Annotated in this window: 19 protein-coding genes and 2 pseudogenes; 9 read left to right on the top strand and 12 right to left on the bottom strand. The window is 68.0% G+C overall.

What is annotated here, in order from left to right:
- Positions 1-193: 193 nt before the first annotated feature.
- Positions 194-1,804 (bottom strand): FMN-binding glutamate synthase family protein, encoded by a 1,611-nt coding sequence (locus tag OHV05_RS37510; RefSeq protein WP_331730840.1) that lies wholly within the window; start codon positions 1,802-1,804, stop codon positions 194-196.
- A gap of 993 nt (positions 1,805-2,797) precedes the next feature.
- Here OHV05_RS37510 and OHV05_RS37505 point away from each other — a divergent pair.
- Positions 2,798-4,966 (top strand): annotated as a pseudogene (locus tag OHV05_RS37505) (RNA degradosome polyphosphate kinase); the annotation flags it as partial.
- A 251-nt stretch (positions 4,967-5,217) separates the two neighbouring features.
- On the opposite strand, the gene OHV05_RS37500 reads toward OHV05_RS37505, so the two are convergent.
- The 3 genes from OHV05_RS37500 to OHV05_RS37490 all read right to left on the bottom strand — a co-directional run bounded on the left by OHV05_RS37500 (position 5,218) and on the right by OHV05_RS37490 (position 6,360).
- Positions 5,218-5,589, bottom strand: coding sequence for an IS3 family transposase (locus OHV05_RS37500; RefSeq protein ID WP_405021705.1), 372 nt, complete (start codon positions 5,587-5,589; stop codon positions 5,218-5,220).
- A 43-nt stretch (positions 5,590-5,632) separates the two neighbouring features.
- On the bottom strand, positions 5,633-5,959 hold the full coding sequence (locus tag OHV05_RS37495; RefSeq protein WP_331730837.1) for a transposase: 327 nt from the start codon (positions 5,957-5,959) through the stop codon (positions 5,633-5,635).
- A 239-nt stretch (positions 5,960-6,198) separates the two neighbouring features.
- Entirely contained in the window at positions 6,199-6,360 is a 162-nt protein-coding gene (locus tag OHV05_RS37490; RefSeq protein ID WP_331730834.1) for a helix-turn-helix domain-containing protein, read from the bottom strand.
- A gap of 745 nt (positions 6,361-7,105) precedes the next feature.
- On the opposite strand from OHV05_RS37490, the gene OHV05_RS37485 reads away from it, so the two are divergent.
- Positions 7,106-7,912 carry a hypothetical protein gene (locus OHV05_RS37485; RefSeq protein WP_331730831.1) on the top strand — a complete coding sequence of 269 codons (807 nt, stop codon included), beginning with the start codon at positions 7,106-7,108 and terminating at the stop codon, positions 7,910-7,912.
- Positions 7,913-8,146: 234 nt separating this feature from the next.
- On the opposite strand, the gene OHV05_RS37480 is transcribed toward OHV05_RS37485, so the two are convergent.
- The 3 genes and pseudogenes from OHV05_RS37480 to OHV05_RS37470 all read right to left on the bottom strand — a co-directional run.
- A complete protein-coding gene (locus OHV05_RS37480) occupies positions 8,147-8,389 on the bottom strand; it encodes a transposase (protein WP_405021704.1) in 243 nt (80 codons plus the stop codon).
- A gap of 102 nt (positions 8,390-8,491) precedes the next feature.
- On the bottom strand, positions 8,492-8,827 hold the full coding sequence (locus tag OHV05_RS37475; RefSeq protein ID WP_405021751.1) for a transposase: 336 nt from the start codon (positions 8,825-8,827) through the stop codon (positions 8,492-8,494).
- Positions 8,828-9,866: 1,039 nt separating this feature from the next.
- Positions 9,867-10,067 (bottom strand): annotated as a pseudogene (locus OHV05_RS37470) (transposase); the annotation flags it as partial.
- A 671-nt stretch (positions 10,068-10,738) separates the two neighbouring features.
- On the opposite strand from OHV05_RS37470, the gene OHV05_RS37465 reads away from it, so the two are divergent.
- The gene (locus OHV05_RS37465) at positions 10,739-11,191 is read left to right on the top strand and encodes a hypothetical protein (RefSeq protein ID WP_405021703.1); all 453 of its coding nucleotides are present in this window, start codon (positions 10,739-10,741) and stop codon (positions 11,189-11,191) included.
- A 422-nt stretch (positions 11,192-11,613) separates the two neighbouring features.
- On the opposite strand, the gene OHV05_RS37460 is transcribed toward OHV05_RS37465, so the two are convergent.
- The 5 genes from OHV05_RS37460 to OHV05_RS37440 form a co-directional block, all read right to left on the bottom strand.
- Positions 11,614-12,078 (bottom strand): SPW repeat protein, encoded by a 465-nt coding sequence (locus OHV05_RS37460; RefSeq protein WP_331730825.1) that lies wholly within the window; start codon positions 12,076-12,078, stop codon positions 11,614-11,616.
- A 366-nt stretch (positions 12,079-12,444) separates the two neighbouring features.
- Positions 12,445-12,948: a hypothetical protein gene (locus tag OHV05_RS37455; RefSeq protein WP_405021702.1), complete on the bottom strand. Its 504-nt coding sequence runs from the start codon at positions 12,946-12,948 to the stop codon at positions 12,445-12,447.
- A gap of 635 nt (positions 12,949-13,583) precedes the next feature.
- Positions 13,584-15,689, bottom strand: a complete 2,106-nt coding sequence (locus OHV05_RS37450; RefSeq protein WP_331730819.1) for a putative adhesin — start codon at positions 15,687-15,689, stop codon at positions 13,584-13,586.
- A gap of 467 nt (positions 15,690-16,156) precedes the next feature.
- Positions 16,157-17,257 carry an ISAs1 family transposase gene (locus OHV05_RS37445; RefSeq protein WP_405021701.1) on the bottom strand — a complete coding sequence of 367 codons (1,101 nt, stop codon included), beginning with the start codon at positions 17,255-17,257 and terminating at the stop codon, positions 16,157-16,159.
- Positions 17,258-17,510: 253 nt separating this feature from the next.
- A complete protein-coding gene (locus OHV05_RS37440) occupies positions 17,511-18,989 on the bottom strand; it encodes a hypothetical protein (RefSeq protein ID WP_405021700.1) in 1,479 nt (492 codons plus the stop codon).
- Positions 18,990-19,814: 825 nt separating this feature from the next.
- Between OHV05_RS37440 and OHV05_RS37435 the strand changes: the two genes are divergently transcribed.
- The 6 genes from OHV05_RS37435 to OHV05_RS37410 all read left to right on the top strand — a co-directional run bounded on the left by OHV05_RS37435 (position 19,815) and on the right by OHV05_RS37410 (position 24,356).
- Positions 19,815-20,354: a winged helix-turn-helix domain-containing protein gene (locus OHV05_RS37435; RefSeq protein WP_331730810.1), complete on the top strand. Its 540-nt coding sequence runs from the start codon at positions 19,815-19,817 to the stop codon at positions 20,352-20,354.
- On the top strand, positions 20,351-20,650 hold the full coding sequence (locus OHV05_RS37430; RefSeq protein WP_331730807.1) for a hypothetical protein: 300 nt from the start codon (positions 20,351-20,353) through the stop codon (positions 20,648-20,650). The genes OHV05_RS37435 and OHV05_RS37430 overlap by 4 nt, the downstream gene beginning before the upstream one ends.
- 182 nt (positions 20,651-20,832) lie before the next feature.
- Complete coding sequence (locus tag OHV05_RS37425) at positions 20,833-21,921, top strand: IS110 family transposase (RefSeq protein WP_331730804.1); 1,089 nt, start codon at positions 20,833-20,835, stop codon at positions 21,919-21,921.
- Positions 21,918-22,205: a transposase gene (locus OHV05_RS37420; RefSeq protein ID WP_331730802.1), complete on the top strand. Its 288-nt coding sequence runs from the start codon at positions 21,918-21,920 to the stop codon at positions 22,203-22,205. The genes OHV05_RS37425 and OHV05_RS37420 overlap by 4 nt, the downstream gene beginning before the upstream one ends.
- 102 nt (positions 22,206-22,307) lie before the next feature.
- Positions 22,308-23,057 (top strand): transposase family protein, encoded by a 750-nt coding sequence (locus OHV05_RS37415; RefSeq protein ID WP_331730799.1) that lies wholly within the window; start codon positions 22,308-22,310, stop codon positions 23,055-23,057.
- Positions 23,058-23,693: 636 nt separating this feature from the next.
- Positions 23,694-24,356, top strand: a complete 663-nt coding sequence (locus OHV05_RS37410; protein ID WP_405021699.1) for a hypothetical protein — start codon at positions 23,694-23,696, stop codon at positions 24,354-24,356.
- Positions 24,357-24,376: the final 20 nt, after the last annotated feature.

Below are 24,376 nucleotides of genomic sequence, written 5' to 3'. Positions count from 1 at the left end.
GATCACCGAGGGCCGCCCCCGTCGCCTACAGAGGCAGCGGGGGACTCAACCCCCTGAACGCAGCGACTCCACGAGGGGCGCAGGCCCGGACAATGCCATCACGCACACTCCTGGTGAACTTGCCATCTCATAAAGAGAGTTGCGCGATGCCGGCCCCGTGACCCGGGGTCACTCCAATATCCCTGCTACCGCTCTATGAGACGTCATCCCGTTCCCGCGCTCTGCGAAGAGGGAGCACAATGCCTGCCGCTGCCGATGCGTCAGCGGACCGGTTTCTGGCCTGGGCCGGGTTGCCGGCGACGAGCAGCGTGATCTCATCGGCGAGGTGCGGGCCGAGCTCACCCCAGCCTTCCTTGTAGCCGTACACGCCGGCCAGGGTGCGGGCCTCGTAATCACCGTTCATGATCTCGATGTCGTTGGCCGTGATGAGTGCCGGGTGGGCAACCCCGAGGGCGGAGGAGACCTTGATCAGCTCCGCGCGCAGAGTGCGCAGGTAGACCGCGGCCCGGGTGGACTTCGAGGCCGGGTCAAGGCCGCGGGCCAGCCACGGGTTCTGTGTGGCGATACCCGTGGGGCACTTGTCGGTATGGCACTTCTGCGCCTGGATGCAGCCGATCGACAGCATCGCCTCACGTGCCACGTTGATCATGTCGGCGCCCAGGGCGAACGCGACCGCGGCGTTCTCGGGCAAGCCGAGTTTGCCCGAGGCGATGAAAGTCAGGTCGTCGGTCAGCCCCAGCTCGGCGAAGGTGCCGTAGACCCGGGAGAAACCCATCCGGAACGGCAGCGACACCGAGTCGGCGAACATCCGTGGTGCCGCCCCGGTGCCGCCCTCACCGCCGTCAACCGTCACGAAGTCGACACCACGGTCGCCACCCGCCATCAGCGTGGCCAGCTCCTGCCAGAAGCCCAGCTCTCCCACCGCGCTCTTGACCCCGACCGGCAGACCGGTCTCGGCGGCCAGCAGCTCGACGAAGTCGAGCATCGAATCGACGTCACTGAACGCGGTATGCCGCGAGGGGGAAGCGCAGTCCTCGCCGACCGGGATGCCCCGGATCGCGGCGATCTCCTCAGTCACCTTCGCACCCGGCAGCATCCCGCCCAGCCCCGGCTTGGCTCCCTGAGAGAGCTTGATCTCTATCGCCTTGACCGGGGCGCCGGCCACCACCTCCTTGAGCTTGTCGAGGCTGAAGCTGCCGTCCTTGTTGCGGCAGCCGAAATATGCCGTACCGATCTGGAGGACGAGGTCACCGCCGTTGCGGTGGTACGGCGACAGGCCGCCCTCACCCGTGTTGTGCATCGTGCCCGCCAGCGCCGCCCCCTTGTTGAGCGCCGTGATGGCCGCGCCGGACAGGGACCCGAAGCTCATCGCGGAGATGTTCACCACGCTCGCCGGCCGGAACGCCCTGGCGCGCCCCCGCGGTCCGCCCAGCACCTTGGCCGAAGGCAGCAGGGCCTGCGGGTCGTGCCTGTCGGACAGAGTGCCGGCGAACGTGCGCTGCTTCAGGTAAGCGTGCCCCTGCACGTGCTCGACGTCGACTTCGGTTCCGAACCCGAAATAGTTGTTCTCCTCCTTCGCCGACGCATAGATCCAGCTGCGCTGGTCACGGCTGAACGGGCGCTCCTCCTCATTGGAGGTCACGATGTACTGGCGCAGCTCCGGCCCGATCGCCTCCAACAGGTACCGGGCGTGCCCGATCACCGGGAAGTTCCGGAGCAATGCGTGCCTCTTCTGGATGAGATCACGGGCGGCCAGGAGCGCCACCGCTGTTGCGGCGGCCGCACCGATCTTCCGGGCGTGCATGAACGTTCCTCCTCGGTGAACGGCTCCACCGCCATGCGGTGGAGCCGTTGTGTCGCGTTGGGCGCTGGACGGCAGGCACACAGCCAAATGGGCATCAGCGTCCGTCGAAGAATGTGAAACGATATTAGGAGGCCACGTGGACGGGCATGCGGCCAGGGGGTCGGCCAGGGATTCGGCCTCGCACCAGCAGGAGCCGCCCCGCCGTCCGGCACGGCGACGCTCGAGCAGGCCGAGCACCGCGCACAGCCCTACGCGGCAGCCGCAGGAGCCTGACAACCACTCACCACAAAGCTCCACCCTGTGAGCCGGCGAGCAGGACCGCGGCTGGAGGGCATCGCGGCGAACGGCCTGCCCGGGGCAGAGGACTGCACCCCTGGGAGATCATCCGAGCCCCTGCGTGGCCGAACTCGCCGCTGCCCGCCAGAGCCGCACTTCCTGACGCCCGGTCAGCGCATCTGCGCCCGGACCGGGCTCGCCGAGACCCACGTCATCGACCCCGCCGACGGTCGTCGCCGCGACCGGCCCTCCGGCGGCCGGCACGACCAGCCCGACGCCCATGACAGCGGCGGCCTCATCGCGAACAGAGCTGACCTGTCGTCACCTGGGCTTCGGCACCCTTGCGGGTCCATGACCAGCGCCCGGGCGCAGGGCAGGGCACCGGCGCCATCGCTCAGGCGTGTGAGCATCCTTCTTGCAGTCACAGCCGTTACAGTCCGCGCTATTCGGCCAATTCGCTGTGCAGGCCACTGATCTGGGGAAAGCGCGAATCGCCGCCGCTGGTGACCGTGGCCGGGCGCCTCTCGCCGCTTCACCGCACGTCACCGTGATGTGCGCCCAGTGCCGGTGGATGACGCATACCGCCGACGGCAAGAATTTCCCCCCGCATTCGTAACCCGCCCTCGAACTTCGGGCGCGCAACGACGCCCCCGCGCCTGATTATGATCGCCGTGGCGGATGTTACTGGGTGTCGGTGAAGAATAGGACAGCGACCGGATGAGCCTGACCGGGCAGGAGGCGGCCAGAGACGGACACCCCGGCGGAAGACTCACCCTTGTTGCACCCGGAGACCTCACGCCTTCCCTGGCCGGAACTGCCGAGCCCGAGCTGCCGCAGGGCCGGTTCCTTGACCGTGAGCGCAGTTGGCTGGCGTTCAACGAGCGGGTGCTCGAGCTCGCCGAGGACCCGCAGATCCCGTTGCTGGAGCGGGCCAAGTTCCTGGCTATCTTCGCCAGCAACCTGGACGAGTTCTTCATGGTCCGGGTGGCCGGGCTGAAGCGCCGGATCGCCACCGGGGTGGCCCAGCGGTCGGCCTCCGGGCTGCAGCCGCGCGAGGTGCTGGACCAGATCTGGACCAGGTCCCGCGAGTTGATGGCCCGTCATGCCGCGACCTTCCAGCAGGAGGTGCTGCCGGACCTCGCGACGGAGGGCATCGAGCTGGTCCGCTGGGCCGAGCTGGCGGAGAAGGAGCAGGCCCGCCTGCACACGCTGTTCCGGCAGAAGATCTTCCCGGTGCTGACCCCGCTGGCGGTCGACCCGGCGCACCCGTTCCCGTACATATCGGGTCTGAGCCTGAACCTGGCCGTGGTGGTGCGCAACCCGGTCTCCGGGCACAAGCACTTCGCCCGGGTGAAGGTGCCGCAGTCGCTGGCGCGCTTCCTGGCGGCGGGTGACCAGCGTTACGTCCCGCTGGAGGACGTGATGGGGGCGCACCTGGAGGAGCTCTTCCCGGGGATGGAGGTGTTGGCCCACCACGCGTTCCGGGTGACCCGGAACGAGGATCTCGAGGTGGAGGAGGACGACACCGAGAACATCCTCAAGGCGCTGGAGAAGGAGCTGATGCGGCGTCGGTTCGGCCCGCCGGTGCGGCTGGAGGTGGAGGAGTCGATCGACCCCTACATCCTCGACCTGCTGGTGCGCGAGCTGAACATCACCGACGCCGAGGTCTTCCCGCTGCCGGGCCCGCTGGACCTGACCGGGCTGTTCGGCATCGCCGACCTGGACCGGCCGGAGCTGCGCTACCCGAAGTTCGTGGCGGGCACGGCCCGTGGGCTGATCGAGGTGGAGTCGGCCTCGCAGCCGGACATCTTCGCCGCGATGCGCGAGCGGGACGTGTTGCTGCACCACCCGTACGACAGCTTCTCCACCTCGGTGCTGGCCTTCCTGGAGCAGGCGGCAGGCGACCCGGACGTGCTGGCGATCAAGCAGACGCTGTACCGCACCTCGGGCGACTCGCCGATCGTGGACGCGCTGATCGACGCGGCCGAGTCCGGCAAGCAGGTGCTGGTGCTGGTCGAGATCAAGGCGCGCTTCGACGAGCAGGCCAACATCAAGTGGGCCCGCAAGCTGGAGGAGGCGGGCTGCCACGTGGTCTACGGCCTGGTCGGGCTGAAGACGCACTGCAAGCTCTCGCTGGTGGTCCGTCAGGAGGGCGACACGCTGCGGCGGTACGCCCACGTCGGGACGGGCAACTACCACCCGAAGACCGCGCGGCTGTACGAGGACCTGGGGCTGCTCACCGCGGACCCGCAGGTCGGTGCGGACCTGTCGGACCTGTTCAACCGGCTGTCGGGCTACTCGCGCCGGGAGTCCTACCGCCGGCTGCTGACCGCGCCGCGCGGGCTGCGGGACGGGTTGGTGGCGCGGATCCAGCAGGAGATCGCGCACCACCGGGCGGGGCGGCCGGCCTTCGTGAAGATCAAGGTCAACTCGATCGTGGACGAGTCCGTGATCGACGCGCTGTACCGCGCCTCGCAGGCCGGCGTGCCGGTCGACGTCTGGGTGCGCGGGATCTGCGCGGTCCGCCCCGGGGTGGCCGGGCTGAGCGACAACATCCGGGTGCGCAGCATCCTGGGCCGGTTCCTGGAGCACTCCCGGATCTTCGTGTTCGGCAACGGCGGTGAGCCCGAGGTGTGGTTCGGCAGCGCCGACATGATGCACCGGAACCTGGACCGCCGGATCGAGGCGCTGGTGAAGGTGACCGACCCGGCGGCCCGTGCGGAGCTGTCGGGCCTGATCGACCTCGGGATGTCGGACGAGACCGAGTCCTGGCACCTGGGGCCGGACGGCCGCTGGACCAGGCACGCGCAGGACGCCGAAGGGCGGCCGCGTCGGCACGTGCAGGACCTGCTGATCGACTCCAGGCAGCGCCGACGCAAGCTGCCTGGTCCTGGCTGCACGCCGCGTACCCCGGCCCCGCCTCTCGTAGCCGCACCCGGGGACGCCCGCAGGTAGCCGCCTGCGTAACGGGCTTGAGGAGTGAAGATGACCATCATCGCCGAAACCGCCATGGGTCCGAAGCACCCACGGCCAAGCGGCAGCGAGGTACGCAGCCGAGCTCTGTCCGAGCCGGCCGGCCCGCACGCCACTCCTGACCAGACGTGATGACTGCGCCCAGGAACCGGCCCCGGAGACCTTCATGGCAGCTGATGGAGTGCGTTCACCGACCTGGACCTCTTCGGACCCCGCCGCTGTAGTGGCTGAGCACCCTGAACCCTTCCGGGTTTCGTGGAGTCCGCGATCGTGTGATCAAGCGGCCTGCGGGACTGGCTCCGGGCTCGCCCGGTACCTTCGATGCCGAGCTCGTGCATCAGCCGCTCGACCGTGCAGCGTGCCACCGCGCGGCCGTCGCGGACCAGGGCGCGGGTGATGCGGCGGGCGCCGTAGGTGCGGCCGGATTCCTCCCAGACCGCGGTGACCAGCGCAATCAGCTCCTCGTCCCGGAGTTGCCGGGGCGGCTTCGGACGCGTCTTGCGTGCGGAGTGCGTTGAGGGAGACAGGTCCAGCACCCGGCTTACGGGATCGACCCCGAGCCGTCTCACAGGAGGTCGATCACCTGCTCGGGCTCGTCCGGGGGGATTTCCTGGGCAAAGACACCGAAGCGGCCTTGAGGATCTCGTTGGCCCGCCTCAACTCGGCGTTCTCCTTGCGGAGTTCCTTCAGCTCGTCGCACTCGACGGTGGTGCGCCGGTCGTCTCGCTCACCGGCGTGGGCCTCCACCTGACGGACCCAGGAGCGAAGGGCTTCCTTGTGAATGCCCAGGTCGCGGGCCACATAGGCGACGGGGCGGCCGGTCGAGCGGACCCCGCGTACCGCGCGCTCGCGGGGTTCATCGGGGTGCGGGCATTGTGCGTGGTTCTCCTTACGCCTGGATCGCAACAAACCCAGACATCAGGGACTCCACGAGAACCGGAACGGCCCATTGAGATGATCTTGGAGCTCCTGGCCAGCGGACCCGGCCGGCGTGGCCTGAGGAGCGCCAGGTGTCGCCCAGACTCGTGTCGGCGTCGCAGGACCCCCGACTGGCCATGCCTCAGTGAGCCTTTTCAGCACTTGCTCGGCAGGGTGAGGCGTCGTCTGACGTTGGCAGCTACCCGGACCAGCGAGAGCGTGGTCGGTCACACTGAACCGCGCTCCACCGAACGCACGCTCACTCGCAGCGCGGCCGCGATGTCCCGGCTCTTCTCTCCCGCCTCGAAGCATTCCACGGCCTGCTGCCGGATACGCTCCCGCGCGGCTCTCTCCGCGTCGGTCAAACCGCCGCCCTGTGCATACCTCACAGCACACGACTACCGGCGTCGGCCCTCCGCCGGCCGGCGAACGCTACTGCTTCACCCATCCGAGCGACATCACGAATTCAACTTCAGCAGCTCCACCCGAGCCCGTCTCGACCGATCGGCAGCCGCTCGAAACGCTCAGTGCAGGGTTGTGTGCCTGTCCGGTGGGACCAGAGGGCCCTGACCAGGTGGCGATGCCGTGGTGAGACTGAAGGGGAACTGTCCGGGCCGGCACGTGTCCAGGCCCTGCTCCGCGCGTCGACACACGTTCCTGGAGTTCCCATGCCGCGTTCTGCCCCTGATCGCACCCGGGAGACCGAGGCGATGACCGATAGCTCCTGTGCACGCTGCGACCCGTGTGGCGCGGCCCGTCACACCGTCTGCCCAGGCGGAGGACACATCCGGTCGCGTGACGCGCTTTCGGGCCCGCTCCGGGCATGTGGAGGACACCGTCAAGGACGACGACGGTGTCCTCCACATGCCCGGACGGGCACCCATGCCTACCTCAAAGGAAATCGCCGCTGGCTGAGCGCCGAGGACTTCCAGATCGGCGACGCCCGCATCATGCCGACGACGACCCACCAGAGGGGTGGACCGCCGTGCACGCGCCCGGGAAACCCGGTCCGGCGACCCGGGGATGAAGCCGGCCAGCTGGCGGGCCCCCGGGCATACGGAGAAAGACCAGTGGGTGTGGCTTGGCCCCAGCGCACTGCGGCTGACTGCCCCTTCACGACCCGGAGGTAATGCGATGGACCCCAGTGACCTTAAGAAGATCGCCACGTTCGCCAGGGACGTGATCACTGAGACGAACGATGCGCTGCTCTTCAGCGCGCTCACTGCGGCCAAGGGGCTGAGTGGCTGGCGTGAGGACGGTGATGTGCCGTTCGGCAACGTGCTGGAGCAGCTCGCCAACGGCCAGTGCGGCAGTTACGTCGCCAACCTCGGCGAGCTCGCGAAGGAGCGCGTAGAGGGTGAGGAGTACAGCGACTCTGTCCGTAACAAGGCACTTCAGATCCTCAACCGTGTGCTCCGCTATCCCTACCCGTACCCCGGTCACCACCCCGGAGAGTGGCTGACCCACGACGCCCTCGTGGGCGGCCTGTTCCAGACCAACACCGCGGGGGGCCCGCCGGATCTTGACTCCACCTGGTACGCCGTCCCCACGAACGCCACCACGGTGGTCACGGCCACTGGTGCCACCAACGCCGGCCCGGCCCCCATGAACGCCGCCTCCGTGGTACCCGACACCCCCGTCATCAGTAACGTCCCCGCCAACCCCTACCTCTGGACCCGCTCTGTCACACGCCCCGTCCCACAGATCCTCTACGCGTTCTCCCTCACCCAGCCAGAACCCACATCCACCGCCTGGACCACCAGAGAGGCCGCCACCAACCAGGCCCAGGCCCACCACGCATGGCTCAAAGAAGGAATCAGCTACGTCAAGAAACAGATCAACGCCGACCCCGGCAGCTACGACATCCCCACCGAAGACCTCACCAACGCCAAACTCATCCAAGCCCTCGAAACCGAAGCCGGCCTACGCCCACACCAATGAACCGCTCGGGTCTGTCCAGCGCGACTGGCTCTGTCGCACATCCGGTGGTGACGGAGTGTCAGGTAGGCCGGGCGGGTGTCGGTGAGCGGATCGTGGCAGGTCGCCATGCTTCGGGCCTCCGTGTGGCGTCACACCCTCACGGGGCTCTCAACCTCGGAGGACCGCACGCTTCCGGTGCCACCAGCCCCGGCCGTATGGCCCTCGACCTGGGACCAGCACCTTCAGCGACGGCAGTTACGTTTCGTTACCACCGGATGTGAGACAGAGCCGGTCACCGTACAGACCCTGGTCTGCTGTTCGAGGCTGTGCCGGCGCAGGCAGTGAAGGTCTTCGCGTTCGGCGCCGGTCAACTCGCCCGCCCCCCGGTGACGGTCTGGTTTCATCCTGCTTGACCCAGTTCCGCAGTCTTTCCGGGCTGGCCCCCAGGTCCCGGGCCACCTCGGTGACCGTCTTGGCGGAGGAACGGGCCAACGCCACGGCGTCCCGCTTGAACTCCTGCGAGTACCGCTTGCCCTGCTTGAAGCTCACCTCGCTCTGCTTCCTCTGGACCCTCACGTCCCAGACTCCAGGTGTCCAGGTCTACGACTCTGCTGGCCAATTCACACTGCGAGGGTGAGCGACTGTCGCGGGGTGGTGAGTCGTGAGGTCCAACTGCCGCCGAGTGGTGTTCCGGTGAGCCAGGCGTCGGTGCGGACGAGGTTGAGGGCCATCGCGGTGAGCACGTGCTGCAGGTGGACCTTGGGTCTTGGCCAGGCCTCGGTGGCGGGCGTGGTGGACGTCGCAGCGGCGGGAGGCCTGGGCCATGGTGCCTTCGACGCCGGAGCGGGTGGCGTACTGATCGCGCCAGGCATCGGTGGCCTGTTCTTCGCGGATGCGACGCTGGGCCTCGAGTTGCGGCCGGGCTCGGAAGGTCAGGCCACGGGCGTTGGTGGCCGAGCGGGTGCACCGGGACCGGTCGGGGGCAGGGCCCGCAGTCGGGCATCTTGAAGGTCACCTGGACGATCGGCAGACCTTCGGTGCTGCTGGTGTTCCTCCAGTTACGGCTAACAGCTCCGTTGGGGCAGGTGACCTTCTGATGCTCCCAGTCGATGGTGAAGCGGGCGAGGTCGAAGGCCTCGGGGTCGCGGGCCTGCCAGGCGGAGTCCGGGGGCAGCGGGCCGACGAGCTCGACTCCGTGCTGTGCCCGGGCGGCCAAGATGTGGTCGACACTCACGTAGCCGGCGTCGACGAGTTCCTGGTCGGGCAGCAGGTCGGCGTCGGCGAGGTCGGCGTGCCGCGCGGCGACGGTCTCGACATCAGCGGTCGTTGCCGCCGTGGTGGCGACGTGGACGATGACGTGCGGGCGGTTCGCTTCGCAGGTCTCGGTGAAGTGGCCCTTGTAGCCGTTCCAGCCCACGCCGCGTTTGACGCTGCAGCGCGTATCGATGTCGTACGGACTCCTGATCGCCACCGCGCCGGGCGGCAGCTCCCCCTTCCCCCGCAATCGGGACCCACCCTGGTCCGGGTAGTACTGCTGCGGCCACACCATCCGCAAGACCCGAACCGCGGGGATTTCCCGCAGCCAGCCGGGCGCGTCCGCTGCGTGCACCGCGTCCAGCAGTTCATAGCCGTCCGAGCCAACCGTGCAGGCCAGCGGGGCACGGGCCGCCTCGCCCTGCGGCAGACGGTAGTCACTCGCACGCTGGGCATAACGCTCCCACCAGGCGCCCGGCGCGTGACCGGCCAGCCACACGGGCACTGCCACGGACAGGCCCTCCAGCGCCGCCCGCATCGTCTCCATCGCGAACTCCAGACGGTTGAGTAGCCGCACGGCCGCCAAGACGTCTGTGGCATCAGTGCGTTGACGGCCTCCCTTGACCAGTAGGCCGTGCTCCCGCAGGACCTCCAGCATCCGTGTGAGCAACAGCTCGGCCCGGTCGCCCTGCGCCAGCCGGGCGCGGAACTCGCTGAGCACCGACGCGTCGAAACCCGGATCGGTCAACTCCATGGACAAGCAGAACTTCCAGTCCACCCGGCCCCGTACCGCGTCGGCCGCCTGGCGATCCGTCATCCCCTCCGCGAACTGCAGCACCGGCACGACCGCCAGCCGTGCCGGCGAGATCGACGGATGCCCGCGCACCGCGAAGTACTCCGCGAACGGAACGTCGGTGAACATCTCCCCGAGCACATCCCGCATCCGCATCGCCAGGCAGCCCTTCGGGAAGGCGGCGCGCGCGACCTGCGCCGTCAACACCGGGACCTCGCAGCCCGACCTCGGCCACATCGACACCACCGACCCCCACCCCATTCAAGGACGTGTACGCACCACTACGGTCCCACGGGCAGGACGATCACCGCAGCAGTCCCTGTGAATTGGCCAGCAGAGTCGTCTACGGGGAAACTTCAGGTCAGCACGTACACCACCGCGGTGAACACCGCCCGCTCGTCCCGGGGGGTGGTGCCGCCGCCCTGTCGATCTCGGACCGGATGCTTCCCTGTCCGCCGGGTGGACGGCCGGTCAACAGCCACCGGCCGAACTCGGCCTGCCCGTCGGCTGGAGCCGGATTCGGCCAGCTCCGAGGCCCTGCTCGCCAGGGCTCGGAGAACTCCCGACAGGGACCCCGATTTCCCCGCGTCTTCAAATGTCCATTCTCCCTCATTCGGACATCATTTCTATTTCATTGCCATACTGCGGCATGAATGCGGCACTGTGAGTCGCGAGGCGGGATGCCCGGTCTCCCGCCTTGCCGACAGGTGGATCCGCAGCGGGACAACCGTGCGGCGGATTGCTTGCCCATGACCCGCGGGGTACTTCGCGGGCCGAAACGACCAGTACAGGAGTCTTATATGAAGATGGCAGCGGCACTTCTGACAGCAGGGCTTGCCCTGGGAGCTGTCGCCGTTCCCGCAACTTCGGCCGGCGCCGCCACCGCAATGGGCACGCCGACCGAGAGCATCGTCAGGTCGAGCGGGATCAAGCTCATGAACCTGGTTGAGACGACGGTCGAAGGGAAGGTGGGACCCATACCCGCCCTGGCCCTCGCCTCCAAGCCTCGCCTCCTCCGCCAGCCGGCCGGGTCGGCGTTCTTCGTCTACGATCCCGGGCTCGCGCGCGTGGTCCCCATCTGGCTCAGCGGAGACACCGCTGCCACGTCGGTGGCCGACTGGAAGGACGTCAAGTTCTCGGCCCTCAAGCCCGGGCAGCAGCTACTGGAAGTTCGCTACGGGTCCCCCGAGAACCCCCGGCGGGCCACGGTGGTGGCATCAGCCAGCCGCACCGACCACCGAGGTGGTTTCTAGGAGCTTCTGCCAGGCCCGAAGCGCCCCGGGAAGAACTCATCGCACCGTCCGGCCATCACTCCACCGATCCCGCCGACCGCACGGCCGTCGACCTTGAACACGACGTACCCCTCGGTGCCGGGCAGCGCGGCGATGCCGGGCGCCGGGATCGCACAGGGACCCCACTGACCGCCGCGACGCGCCGGCACCTGGCTCGGCCGGCCGGTGTCCCGTGGAACACGCGGGACTCCGCGGCTCGGACATCGACCTCGGGAGACCGGCGAACGCCTGACGGGCATCACCACGGGCGGGGCACCTGCCCGGTACCCCGCTCGTGGGTGACGGCGTCCACGGCGCCGGGGCTGCGTGCACCACGGTGGTGGCGCGGCGCTGAGGGTGCGGCCCGCGAGGAGCCTGCACCCTCAGCGCCACGCCCGGGCGATTCACCGCATGGTCCGGGGCTTTCCGGTGCCCGACCCGTCACCGGTGCGGAAGGTGGCCACCGAGGTGGCGGCGAGTGCGAGGAGAGTGGCGACGACGCCGGTGATCAGGTTGCTAGTGACGGAGCGCGTGTGGGCGAGGTCGCCGGAGACCACCCAGGGGGCGAAGCAGGTCCAGACGCCGATCGCGGCGGCGGCCCAGGCCATGGAGTGGGTGCGCTCGTAGGAGGTGCCGAAGCCGCCCAGGAGCAGCATGTAGGCAATACCGCAGATGAGGTTGGTGACCGCGAGGGAGGTGAAGCCGTTGAATCCGGCGATCCACGGGGACGCGGCCAGGTAGAGCCCTGCGACGAGGGCGAGGGCCTCGATCGCCTGGGCACGCGGTGTGACGGCGGCCCGGTCGTGGGCGGCGCGCAGTTCGATCAGGTCGGGATGTTCGTCGATGGAAGGGCGGTGGACTGATGCCATGGTGACCTCCAAAGAGGGGTACGTGCCGACGACATACCCGGGGAAGCCTTGGCCAACAGGGCGGATCGGGCATCCTTTCGGCACCTGGCCGACGCTGCGACAAGGGCGGCACGGGCACGTGTGACGCCGATGGAGGCCGACGCCCTCCGGCCCGTACGGCGACAGGGGCGGTTCCGCTCACCGGACTCAGGGGAGCGAGCTGTGTGCGGCACCTCGCTGGATCGTCCCTTGAGCCTGCGACCGTCGTACAGGGGCACGGGGATGGTCCGAAGCGGCCACGTCCCGGGCACAGTGCTCTGCGGACGGCTCGGACCGGTCCGCGTCCCAGGGCTGATTCATAGTCCGGCCAGGTGACGTTAGTGCAGGTCACGGATGGGTGATGGGCCGGCATGGACCGTCACGTACGCATCGAGGCTCCGGTGGCACGAGGCGACTTGGGAAGGTCACCCCGTTCAACCGGCAAGGCCGCGAAGTTAAGCGGCCGACGGGTCTGTCAATGGCGCGGGGCTGCTGGTGATCGTGGAGCATCCAGGCCGGCGCGAGCGTGTAGGTCGCGCGGGCGACCTTCTGCAGGAGGCCTTCCCTTGCCCAGTAAGCGAGTTGGGTGCAGACGCTCCTGTAGTTCGTCCACCCCAGGACCTGTGCGATCTCGGTGGCGTGCCAGGCCCGGTCCGGGGAGGCCCGCAGGAACTGGAGGACCTGGTTTCTGCGGCCGGCTCCGGTCTGTCCGTTCGAGCTGCCGCCCGCCAGTGGGGCGTCGGGCCTGGAGATTTCGCGATGGATCTCGATGTCCAGACGCATGATCTTCTGGCTGGTCAGCGGGTGCGCTGTGGCCGGGTTGGCCGGGTAGCGCGAGGTCGGGGACTTCACCTTGCGGGCGCTGATGCGCGGGCGTCGGCTGGGCAGGAGGGCGGCCAGGACGGCATTGGCGATACCTCCGGCTGCTGCCGGGCCCTGACCCTCGGGCAGGACGCCGCCTGCGCAGACCACCAGATCGCGAGCCGATTGGAGCGCGACGGTAAAGCTGGCCCGGTCGGGATCGGTGCCGGGGGAGCCGCGTGCTTGAAGCCGAGGACGCCGCCCCCTCCACCTGCCGTGCGGGCGCCGCCCGCGCCGCCCACACGGTGGCCTGCACGGTCCCCACCCCGGCCGCCGGCGACCCCGCTGCTCTTGGTCTCAAGACCATCGCCGAAGCGCTCGGCATCTCCATCACCACCGCCTCCGACCGCCGCCCTCCTCCACGCCGCCACCACCACCGAGCTGCGCCACCTGGCCGACGCCGCCGTGGACACTGGCCGCCGCACCCTGCACTTCCCCACCCCGCTCGACACCGCGACCTGGACAGCCCTGAAACGCTGCCTGGACCACCGCGCCCGCACCGGGTCGGCCAACCCCCACATCCTCACCACCCGCCTCACCACCACCACCACCGGCGCCGCCCACATCCGCGACACCCTCATCCCCGTCGGCCTGCTTCCGCGCGTCCTGCGCGGTGGCTTGCCGGGTCAGAGGAGGCCGGCTTCGCGGAGTTCGGCTTTGGCGATGGCTGAGCTGATGTGGGGGTGGCGTAGGAGGGTGTCGATGGCGCGGGTGAGGGTGATGAAGGCCCCGAGGGGCGGGCAGTCGGCTGGGTAGGTGTCGCCGACCTGGGCCTGGATGCGGTTTTCCTCGTCGATGATCTGCCTGAGTTCGGCTTTGCAGATGTGGATTCCCCTCAAAGGGCCGCCGTCTGCCACAGGCGGCTCCGGTGGTGATCTGAAATGAGAGGTGAGGCGTCCGAACAGCCCTGCACCTCCGGATGTGGCAGGCGGTTCGGCGGCGGGGTCTTTTGGCGGTGTGGTCCGGCTGCTGTCATCGGCCCGCATTTTCCGCGTCATGTCGTTGTGCTGTGCGCTGGTGATGATGCGGAGGAGGTCGGTTGCGGTGTTCGTGGCGAGTTCGCATGCTGTGGAGAGTTTGGCGGCCAGTTCCTTTTCGGCGGCCGCCTTTTCGGGTTGCGCGCTGGTCTTAGCGGTCAGGGCTGCCGCTTCGACGGATTTTGTGAATTCTTGGACAGCCGACCGCATTTCGTGCGGGTCGAGCCCTGCGGTGACGCTGGTCTTCTTTTCCCGGGCGACGTAGTCGGCTTGCATTGCACCCAATTCACTGTCCTGGAACCCGTATGTCGCGATGTGTATTCTGGCGTATGCCGGGAGGGCTTCGTAGGTTTCCCGGTCCGTCAGTGCAGACTGGAGCATTTCTACGCGGCTTCCTGGCCGCTTGCCGGTGCGTGATTCGATGGATTCCTCGATCAGGGCGGTGGCAGTGTCATGCATGGATTGAGATGGCTTGATCCCTGACGGTAGGGAGCCTCGGCATATCGGGAGGAGGAGCTTGTTGCCGAGGAATTTCATCCCGAAGAGCCCGGTGCAGCCGGCGTCATGCCGCCCGTGGTTCACTGTCTGCCTGGCAAAACAAACTCCGGGCTGCGAGCAGAGCCCGGTGACGTCCTGCAGCGGTGGCCCGCCGACAAGGAGGACGGTTGCCTGGGGGAATTCACGGATGACTTCGGCTCTCCGGAGTATGTCAGTCGGCGTTGGGGGGCCCAGGGCATAGTTGCTGATCGTATCGCCGGGTTCGACAGGGGCCGGTAGTGCGACAGTCATCTTCCCCTGCGCGATATCGGTGATCAGTGCCCCTCGCGACGAATGCCCATGAGGGGTGTAGAACTGGATCTGGAGGTCTGGTACGAAGGTTTCGTCAAGGCCGGGTTTGCCGTGGCCGAGGACGATGTAGGTGTCGTCAGAGCGGGTGAGAGGGCTGGATTTCGGGCGTGGGGCTGGTGTTTCCGCCCTGGTGGGCGGGGTTTTGCGTTTCTGGGATTTTATTTCGGCCAGGGTGATGGGGTGCCCGGTGAGGTCGGTGCGGTGGATGATGCCGCTGTCGTCGGTGCGCACGTCCTGGTCGCGGAGGGGTCCGGTGGCGCCGCGCAGGTAGGCGCGGGTGCCGCGGCGGACGGTGTAGAGGCGGCCGTCATCGTCGGCGTAGACGTTGTGGAAGGGCGGGCGCCCGCCTTCGCCGAACCGCATCAGGATCGGCTCGGAGACACCACGGCCCTGCCGGTCCCGCAGGTCGGGTGTGGGTGCGGCTGAGGCCTGGCCGCGCGTGGTGGTTGTGGACGTTGGTGCTGCGGATCCTGGCGCCGGGTCGCCGGCGCTGGCTGCGTGCGCGGACGTGGTGGTTGTGGGGGGTGTACGTTGCCAGGCGACCGGTGCGGTGGACCACGGGTCGGTGCGGCCGTACACGGGGATCCGGATCTGGTTCTCCCGCACCACCCAGCCTGGTCCGTGGGGCCTGGGGGAGTGGAGAGCGAGGAGGTTGTGGGCCTCAAGGTTCCAGGACGCGTCGTGGTCCCGGCACAGACTCTCGAACGCGCTCCCGTACAGGTACTCCCAGGACCAGCAGAACAGCAGCAGCGCCTCGCGCTCGACCTCATCAGCCCACCGTTGGGCGAGCTCGGCACTCCCACCATCGCCCCAGCCCGGGATCCACGAGGCGCCCAGGCCGTCGGCGATCTCGTCCGGCGCCTCGCCGGCCGCCGCCCAGAACTGCCGCGCCGTACTCTCGTCCACCGCCATCACCTCCACCAGCCCGGGAACCACAGGTCTGCCGCTCCTGCTCCAGCGTCCCGCCACCAGGGCCCCGCGATAAGGGCCTCCCGGGCAGACCCGGCAACCACCACACCCGCGCCACACAGCCCCGCCCAGACGACAACCGCGCCGCATACGGGGCCACGCGGGGAAGTTCCCCACGGCCACGATGGCGGCCACCAGACGTACTGGCAGCCGACGCCCCGGGCGGACCGCCAGAGCGGCCTTGGCGCCGGCCGCGGCGCCTGCGGGCCAGTCCTCGCCTGGGGTCCTGCCCTGAGTCCTGACGCTGGTCCCCTGGCCAGCCGGGTAGGTGACATCGCCGCAGATCAGGCCGCCTACCAAGGCGGAGGGAAATTCCGACAACCGGACCTGCTCCCGACACTGTTGCTCCTGAGCGGTGAACCCACCCCCCCCCGCGCGTCAGGGCTGATTCATAGTCATCGTGGCTACGGGTTGTTGCTGTTCAGGGCAGGTTGAGTAGGTCGAGGGGGGCGGCTGTGAGGCATGTACGAGACCTCGCGCAGGCCGGCCGCGATGCTGCGGTGCCCGGCCCGACGGAGGGTGTCGATGGCAAGGTTGCGAAGGGTGGCCATGTTCTCCGGGCCGTGCCCCGTGCGGATCTTGGAGGCGTCCTCGGCGAAGGTGGTGTCGCGCACGAAGTGGAGCCGGTTTTCGATGGTCCACTGCGAGCGGGCGAGCTGCGCGACCTTCTGCGGGGATGCCTGCTGGGCCGTCAAGTCGGTGATGGCGTAGACGGTCTGGCGGGTGACCTTGCCCTTGCGGACATCGGTTCGGTGACGCAGGATCTTCGCGGCCTGGACCACGTGGGGGAAGTCCAGGTGGAGATCGGTGGCGGTAAGGACGTGGGTGGAGCGGGTCTCCCGGCGGCCGTGGCCGCGCTCGCGGTCGTAGCGCCGGGCCCGCACCTGGCACCAGGGCAGGGACCGAAGAGCGGCGTGCAGTCGGGGCTGGTTGCCCTTGACCAGCAGCAGGTAGTGCGCGTTCTTGTCCTCGACCAGGTAGCGGGCGTGCTCGCGCTGGGTGTGCAGGGCGTCGGCGGTGACGGTCACGCCGGTCAGATCGAAGGGAGCCAGCAGGCGGGCGAAGCCGGTGACCTCGTTGGTCTTGGCCGGAACCCGCAGCTGGGTGACGGTGTTCCCGGCCCCGGTGACGGCCGCGAGCAGGTGGGCGGCGGCCTGTGTCTCGGTGCGCGAGCCGCGCGCGGTCTTGCCGGCCACGGCCACCGTGTCGGTCCCGCCTGGAGCCGTGCCGAGCAGGTCGGCCAGGCCGCCGGGGCACACCAGGATCAGCACGCGGCGAAGGGTGGAGGTGGACGGCGGCGTACGGACCCCGAGCGGCCCGTGGGCGCGGATGCCGAGACGGACAAGGGTGTGCTGGGGAGCGTGACGGGCCCACTGGCCGATCGTAAGGTAGGAGCGGGCGCCGGCCAGGACCGCGCAGGCGGCGGCCAGCAGCATCGGGGTCAGCTCGTGGCGCCGTCCACGACGGTCGCGCGGATCGGGCAGAGCCGTCAACCGATCCGTCAACACGGACAGTTCACGCGCGGCGGGGCTGGGCGACTTGATCAGGCAGGCAGTGGCAGACTGGCGGCACATTGAGGCTCCGGTGGCACAGGGCGACTTTGGTCGGTCACCCCGCCAACCGGAGCCTCGATGCGTACGTGACGGTCCCTGCGGGCCCATCACCCATCCGTGACCTGCACTAACGTCACCTGGTCGGACTATGAATCAGCCCTGGGACGCGTCCCCCGCACGACGAGGGGCTTCTCCACCGTATTGATCAGGTAAGGGGCGTCCGTGCGCCGGTAGTGGTCCAGGCGAGGCTGCCGTCGTTGCGGAGGATGCTGAGTTCGTATCCGGAGAACTTGAAGGTGGCGCCGGTGACCGCGTCGTTGGCGGAGGACCACAGTTCCCTCCCACCGTTGGCTGCGCTCTTGGAGATCCTGAGGATGCCGTCAGTGCCGAAGGTGGCGGTGGCACCGCCGTTGCCGCTGGTGTTGGAGGCCCAGATGAGCTGATTGGAAGCGTCGCACATCACGAGGTTGCCGTCGTACTGCATCGTCAGGGAGGTGATGTCGTTACCGGTACCGGTGGTGTAGACAGTGCCGGGTGCGAGCGTGGTTCCTGCTGCACACGTGTGACCGTCTGAGCTGTGGTGCGGGTACAGCATGACGTCTGCTGTCGCAGCACCGGTGATGCCACCTGGGGTGGTCGCTCTGACGCTGACCTTGTACCGGGTGTCTGGGTCCAGGCCGGTCAGGGTCAGGGAGTTCCTGTCGACGCACTGGGCGGTGACGATGTTGTTCGGGTTCGAGGCATCGACTGCACGGCCTGTGTAGGTGACGTTCATGCCGCTCACCGTGCTGTAGGTCATGGTGGCTGCGGTGCCGTCTCGTGTCAGGGAGCCGAGAGCCAGGTTGCCTGGTGTGGAGGGCGCGGTTCCGTGAGCGAAGGCCACTGCGGCATGAGGTGTGAGGTCATAGGTTTCTGTGGACCAGTCCGTGAGAGTTCCGTCTCCAGCGACGTAGAGCTCGTTCGCCACCGAGTCGTATTCCATCCAGGCGACTCCATGCAGGTTGGTCTCCACCTGATCAGAGTCAATACAGTTGCTCTTGGTCGTTCCACTGACGCTTTTAACCGCTGCATGCAGGCTGGAATCGTAGTAGGCGTCAGCATTGTCCCCGACATATGCGACCCCATCACGGGAAACGGCAACAGATTGTGCATCGTTGAAATCAGCCAGGCTGCTGACGGAGCCGTCGGGTGACCATTTCCACAGATGCGATGCGCCTTGTATCGGGTCGCCCGCGCTGGCCACGGCTCCTGTCGTGATGTACGCATTTCCGGCTCCGTCGACGGCTACGGCCGTTGCATCGGTGCCGTAGGTCGGGAGCCCGAGATCTGGTATGTACGTCACAGAGTACGTTCCTCCGAAAGGAGAAAGCTTAGCGGCGGATGCCCCGACCAGCGAAGCAAATATCACACCAGTGTCGGTGACTGCGAGGTCGGTTATTCCGGAGGTGACGATATTGTCGACGCGCGTCAGGGTGCGACTGGAATCTCCGGATATCTTCCAGATCGTCTTCTGACCCTTCTCGGCGAGGTAGACGTTCCCAGAGGAGTCCACCGCCATCGATCCGATAGAATGCCCGGGAATCGTTTGCAGGGAGTCCGCCGCTCCGGTTGACAGATCAGTTCTCTTGACTATCGTGTCGCCGCCAGATTGATCTGCATAGTACATTTCTGCCTTGGCGGCCATGCCTCCGAGCATCGTGGAAGCCACGGGTCGGCTGATCATCTTTCGCCTTGTTGCAGTCGCCAGAGGGGCCTTGGGGCCGCTTGATCCGGCACTAGAAAATGATTCATCCATGGGAATCCTCAAAAGGTTTCAGCCGTGAGGCATTTAGCGGATATCTCTCAGTTTCTACCGGGCATAATTGGGTTCGAAAGTGTCCAATCGGTGCCATGGTACGCATATCAGGCAGAATTCTATCAACGCATCGAGGGCTTCCACTTGCACTGGGAGCGATACGAGAAAGCCTCCTCCCTGGGCAGCTTTCTCGTCTCCGCCACCCACCCGAAAGGGAAGTCTTCTATTCGCTTTCGTGAACCCGGATGGTAAACTCGGACCCAAAGTGAAATGGTCAACGCCCCTGTGGCCTTGGGGCGGACGCTTCGTGATGGCCTGTCGGCCCGGTGCTGCCTCTGAGAGTACGTCGGGAATGGCTCCAAGATCCTTTGATTCTCTACCCCCACGACCCGCGAGTGGAGCCGCGATGCTATCGCTGATCCGCCCGCCCGTGACCAGCTTCGTGAGCAACCCGAAGGAGGTTCCGGGCCTGTGTGAGTGCCTGACCTAAATGCGGGTCACGGCAGGGGAATCCAGGGACTGACTGTTGAGGCTTTCCTCAATTGCGCGAAGCCGTCGGCCGACTGAGCCTTTTCAGCTCGGTACCTGATCGGGTGATCTGACGGATCGAGCGGATGTTCTGCGCTACTGAAGTTGAATCCGTGATGTCGCTCGGATGGGTGAAGCAGTGGCGTTCGCCTGCCGGTGGAGGGTCGGCCTCGGTAGTCGTGTGCTGTGAGGTATGCACAGGGCGGTGGTTTGACCGACGCGGAGAGAGCCGCGCGGGAGCGTATCCGGCAGCAGGCTGTGGAACGTTTCGAGGGCGGGGAGAAGAGCCGGGACATCGCGGGGGCGCTGCGGGTGAGCGTGCGTTCGGTGGAGCGCTGGGGCCGGCAGTGGCGCGAGGACGGTGCCGCGGGAGTCGCCTCGAAGGGCTCGCCCGGTCGTCCGGAGCTGTCCGATGCCCAGATCACCCGGCTGGAACGGGAGTTGGAGCGTGGGCCGCTGGTCCACGGGTGGGCGGACCAGCGGTGGACGCTCGCGCGGGTGAAGACGTTGATCGGCCGGCTGTTCCACGTGAGCTACACGGTGGAGGGCACCTGGGTCCTGCTGAAGCGGCACGGCTGGTCCTGGCAGCAGCCGGCCCGCCGGGCGATCGAGCGTGACGACGCGGCCGTCGAGCTGTGGAAGAAGGAGACATGGCCGCGGGTAAAAGCGTCGCGGCGGCCCGCGGGGCCTGGCTCGTCTTTGAGGACGAAGCCGGGCAGTCGATGAGGCCGCCGCGTGCCAGGACCTGGGGCAGGATCGGCTGCACGCCGGTCGTGCGGGTGCGCGGCCGGGGAGCCGGCCGGGTCTCGATGGCGGGGCTGAGCTGCTACAAGACGGGTCAGCGGTCCCGGATGTTCTGCAGCTTCCACGTCTACCGGGGCCGCAAAGGGGAGAAGAAGGGCTTGACCTGGCAGGACTACCGGGACCTGCTCGTCCGCGCGCACATCCAGCTCGGCGGCCCGATCGTGCTCGTGTGGGACAACTGTGAGACTTCCGATGTGCCGCTGGGACCGGAAGCCTGACCCGTGGGACAGCTGGCCGCAGGTGCCTTGCACAGGATCTGTCGGCATCCGGCCCCAGCGGTGCTTGCTGCCGCCGGCCTGGTGGGCGTGTCCCGATAGGGGCTTTGCCGCACAAGGCACCATCACAGTTCTGACCGCTCAGCGGACCGGCGTCGGCCACCAGCCCCAGTCCGAGGAGCCTTGTGACCGTCACCAGCCTGCCCCAGTCCGCACTCACCGCGCAGCACGCTCCGACGCCGGCCGAGGATGTGATCCTGGGGGTCGACACCCACAAGGACATCCACGTCGCCGCCGTGATCACCACCCTGGGAGCCTCTCTCGCCCATCAGGAGTTCCCGACCACGGCTGTCGGCTATCGCCAACTGATCTCCTGGGCACGGTCGTTCGGCGTCGTCCGCCGCGCCGGCGTCGAGTGCACCGGCTCCTACGGAGTCGCACTCACCCGTGCCCTGCGCCGGGAGGACATCAAGGTCGTCGAGGTCAACCAGCCCGACCGCTCCACCCGGCGCAAGCGCGGCAAGACCGACGCCATCGACGCGGACGCGGCAGCACGAGCCGTCCTGTCTGGACGCGCCACCACCACGCCGAAGACCGCAGACGGTCCCGCAGCCGACATGCGCGTCCTACGGCTGGCGAAGGAATCGGCCGTCAAGGCGCGCACCCAGGCGATGAACCAGCTCAAGGCCGTTCTCCTGGTCCTCGAACCCGATCTGCGCGAACAGCTCAGCGGCATGACCAACGCGGCCCTGATCGCGACCTGCGCGGCACTTGACGGTGATCACAGCGAGGCGGCCTTCACGATGCGCCTGCTCGCCTGCCGGGTCCAGAACCTTGCCCAGGAGGTGAAGGAGCTGACCAAACGCACCACCAAGGCCGTCAGGGCCAGCCGGCCACAGTTGTTGGAGCTGGTGGGCGTCGGGCCCGACAGCGCCGCAGTCCTCCTCATCGCCGCGGGCGACAACCCCGACAGGCTCGCAGATGAGGCATCGTTCGCCGCCCTGTGCGGTGTCAGTCCGGTCGAGCAGTCGTCCGGCAAGACCAAGCGCCGACGGCTGAACCGCGGCGGCCACCGACAGGCCAACGCCGCGCTCTACCGCGTCGTCCAGTCCCGCATACGCTGGGACGAACGCACCCAGGCCTACCTGCAACGACGCACCGCCGAAGGCATGTCCAGGCGCGAGATCATCCGTTGCCTCAAACGCTACGTCGCTCGAGAGCTCTACCGGCACATCCGGCCCTCGGCGACCACAACGACGGTGCCTGCTGCTTGACGAACCATAGGGGCATCCTGCGCGCCCACCTGATGCCGCCGATGCAGGAGTTCGTCCAGGCGAACCAGGACTGGCTGACCGTCTTCCAGCTCCCCTCGTATGCGCCGGACCTCAACCCGCAGGAGGGCATCTGGTCGCTGGTCAAGCGCACCATCGGCAACCTCGCCGCCGCCGACCTCGACCAGCTCGCCGTAGCCGTCAGACGCGGCCTGAAGAAGATCCAGTACCGCCCTCACCTCATCGACGGATGCCTCACCACCACTGGCCTGATCATGGACGGCTGATCACCTTCAGACCGACATCACGAATTCAACTTCAGTACAGACAGGGCCTCCTGGCCGTTGAGCAGGTTCTCTACGCCTCAACTCGTCAGCCGGGAAGCCCCGTTGGTCGCATATCCTGCCGCACTCGACCTGCCCCACGCACTCGTCGAGCTGGTCACCATGCTGATCGTCACCCGAGAGGGTGACCGCCGGTGCAAACTCCCGCCCCACCAACGGGCCCTGCTCGCCTTGGTCTACCTGCGCAAGCACGACACCCTCGCCCAGCTGGCGGCCGGCTTCCGGATCAGCGTCGGCACCGCCCACGCCTACGTGCGGGCAGTCATCGGCCTTCTCGCCGAACACGCGCCGGACCTGGCCGAGACCCTCAGCGCCGCACAGCCGGAGTATGTGCTGGTCGACGGCACCCTCGCCGAATGCGACCGCGTCGGCGACAGCGAGGGCGACTACTCCGGCAAGCACCGTCGCCACGGCGTGAACATCCAGGTGGTCACCGACCCCACAGGAACGATCCTGTGGTTCTCGCCCGCACTGCCGGGCCGCACCGCGGACCTGACGGCCGCCCGCACCCACCGCATCATCACGATCTGCGAGGAACTCGGGATCCCTGTCCTCGCCGACAAGGGTTACGTAGGCGCCGGCGGCACGTTCGAGACCCCGGTCAAACGCGCCGCCGGATGCGAACTGCCCGACAAGTACCGGGCGTTCAACAAGGTCCATGCCCGCCTGCGGGTCTCCGTCGAGCGCGCTTTCGCCCGGCTCAAAACCTGGCGGATCTTCCGCCACGCCCGCTGCAGCCCGAACTGGCTCACGTCAGCCGTCGCAGCGATCCTCACCCTCACGGTCTACAGCTGAAAAGGCTCACTGATCCTGGATCCACCGCCGGGCATTCGGTGAGTGCTCGGCGGTGATCTTTGGGGCGGTGTCGAGGTGGGTTCCCGCTGGTGGGCAGGGGTGAGTGCCGGGTGGCCGTCCGGTGCGGCGAGGTTGCAGGTGAACGCGCGGGCGGTGGACTCCAGTTGGCACACGTGGCCCCAGGAGAAGGAGCGCAGGAACGAGCCGAGCGTGGAGGGCGCCCGTACTCCGCCGAAGAGCTTCGGGAGTGCGCCGTGTCGCAGGACGTCCAGGTCGTGGCCGGGATGCTGTCCGCGCCGGCCAGCATCCCGGCCACGACCTGGACGGCTTTGGCGTCCGCGTGGGCGCCGGAGCCGTGCGCCGACCCGGTGATCCGCACGTTCGCCCGGACCAGAGCGGGCAGGTCACACCGCTCCAGCAGCCGCACCGCCGGAACGAGACCGGCGGGCGCGAGCAGATTCGGATCATCGAACGATGCGAAGACCGCCGAAGCGGTATGGGAAACTATCAGAGCGTGGTGGTGAACCATGCTGTAGCTCGATGAGCTGGGTTTTCCGGTTGGGTGTGGTGGTGGCCGGGGCGGGGCAGCCAGCGGACGGTTGGTTCTGTCTGTCCGGGAGGTGCATGGTGCCGTCGGTGATCGCTTTGCTGGAGTGCCGTGAAGCGCGGGCGCGCGAAGAGCTCGAGTCCTGGCTGGAGGTGGTGCGGGAGGCCGAGGAGCACGCTGTCGCGGCCCGGCAGCGTGTGGACCACGCGCGCATCGCCCGTGAAGAGGTGTTGCGCGCGCTGGCCGAGGAGGGGGAAGGCGCCACCCGGCGCGCGGAGAGCGGGCTGGGAGCGGCATCCGCGCAGAGCGGGGAGGATGACCCGCCGTCAGGATCGGTAGCGGTGCCGGTGACCGTGCCGCAGGCGGTGCCGGCCGGGGCGGGTGGGGGTACTGACCGTGACCCGCGGCCGCCGGCCTGGCGGGCCGGTCTGGGCGAGGAGGTGCTGTCGGGGGTTTACCGGCAGGTCTTCGCCGTGGCTGCGGCAGCGTCGGGGCCGGTGACCGTGCTGGAGCTGACGCGGGCGCTGGGCCGGGACGCGACACGGATGAACGAGGTGGAGAAAGTGCGGCACCGGGCCTATGCGCTGGAGGCGCGGGGCCGGTTGCTGCGTGAGCGCGGCGGAGTGTTCAGGGCTGTGGCGGGTCCAACCGGCAGGGCTCGGTCATGGTCCTTGACCAAGTGGGGTGAGGTCGTTCGGGTTGCGGTGACAGGCTGGGCAACGCCACAGGGTCGTGATCAGTGCGATCTGTAGGAGGGACACGACCTGATAGA

The organism is Kitasatospora sp. NBC_00070 (genome assembly GCF_045041205.1).
Lineage (GTDB): Bacteria > Actinomycetota > Actinomycetes > Streptomycetales > Streptomycetaceae > Kitasatospora.
Note: the sequence above shows the minus strand (reverse complement) of the source record. Positions and strands in the feature narration are given on the sequence as shown.

Bases quoted from the DNA above. Each gene is read 5' to 3' on its own strand.
- OHV05_RS37460 (WP_331730825.1), bottom strand. From the start codon at position 12,078: ATGGCATCAGTCCACCGCCCTTCCATCGACGAACATCCCGACCTGATC.
- OHV05_RS37510 (WP_331730840.1), bottom strand. From the start codon at position 1,804: ATGCACGCCCGGAAGATCGGTGCGGCCGCCGCAACAGCGGTGGCGCTC.
- OHV05_RS37465 (WP_405021703.1), top strand. From the start codon at position 10,739: ATGAAGATGGCAGCGGCACTTCTGACAGCAGGGCTTGCCCTGGGAGCT.
- OHV05_RS37440 (WP_405021700.1), bottom strand. From the start codon at position 18,989: ATGGCCGCCAAGGCAGAAATGTACTATGCAGATCAATCTGGCGGCGAC.
- OHV05_RS37485 (WP_331730831.1), top strand. From the start codon at position 7,106: ATGGACCCCAGTGACCTTAAGAAGATCGCCACGTTCGCCAGGGACGTG.
- OHV05_RS37430 (WP_331730807.1), top strand. From the start codon at position 20,351: ATGAGGCCGCCGCGTGCCAGGACCTGGGGCAGGATCGGCTGCACGCCG.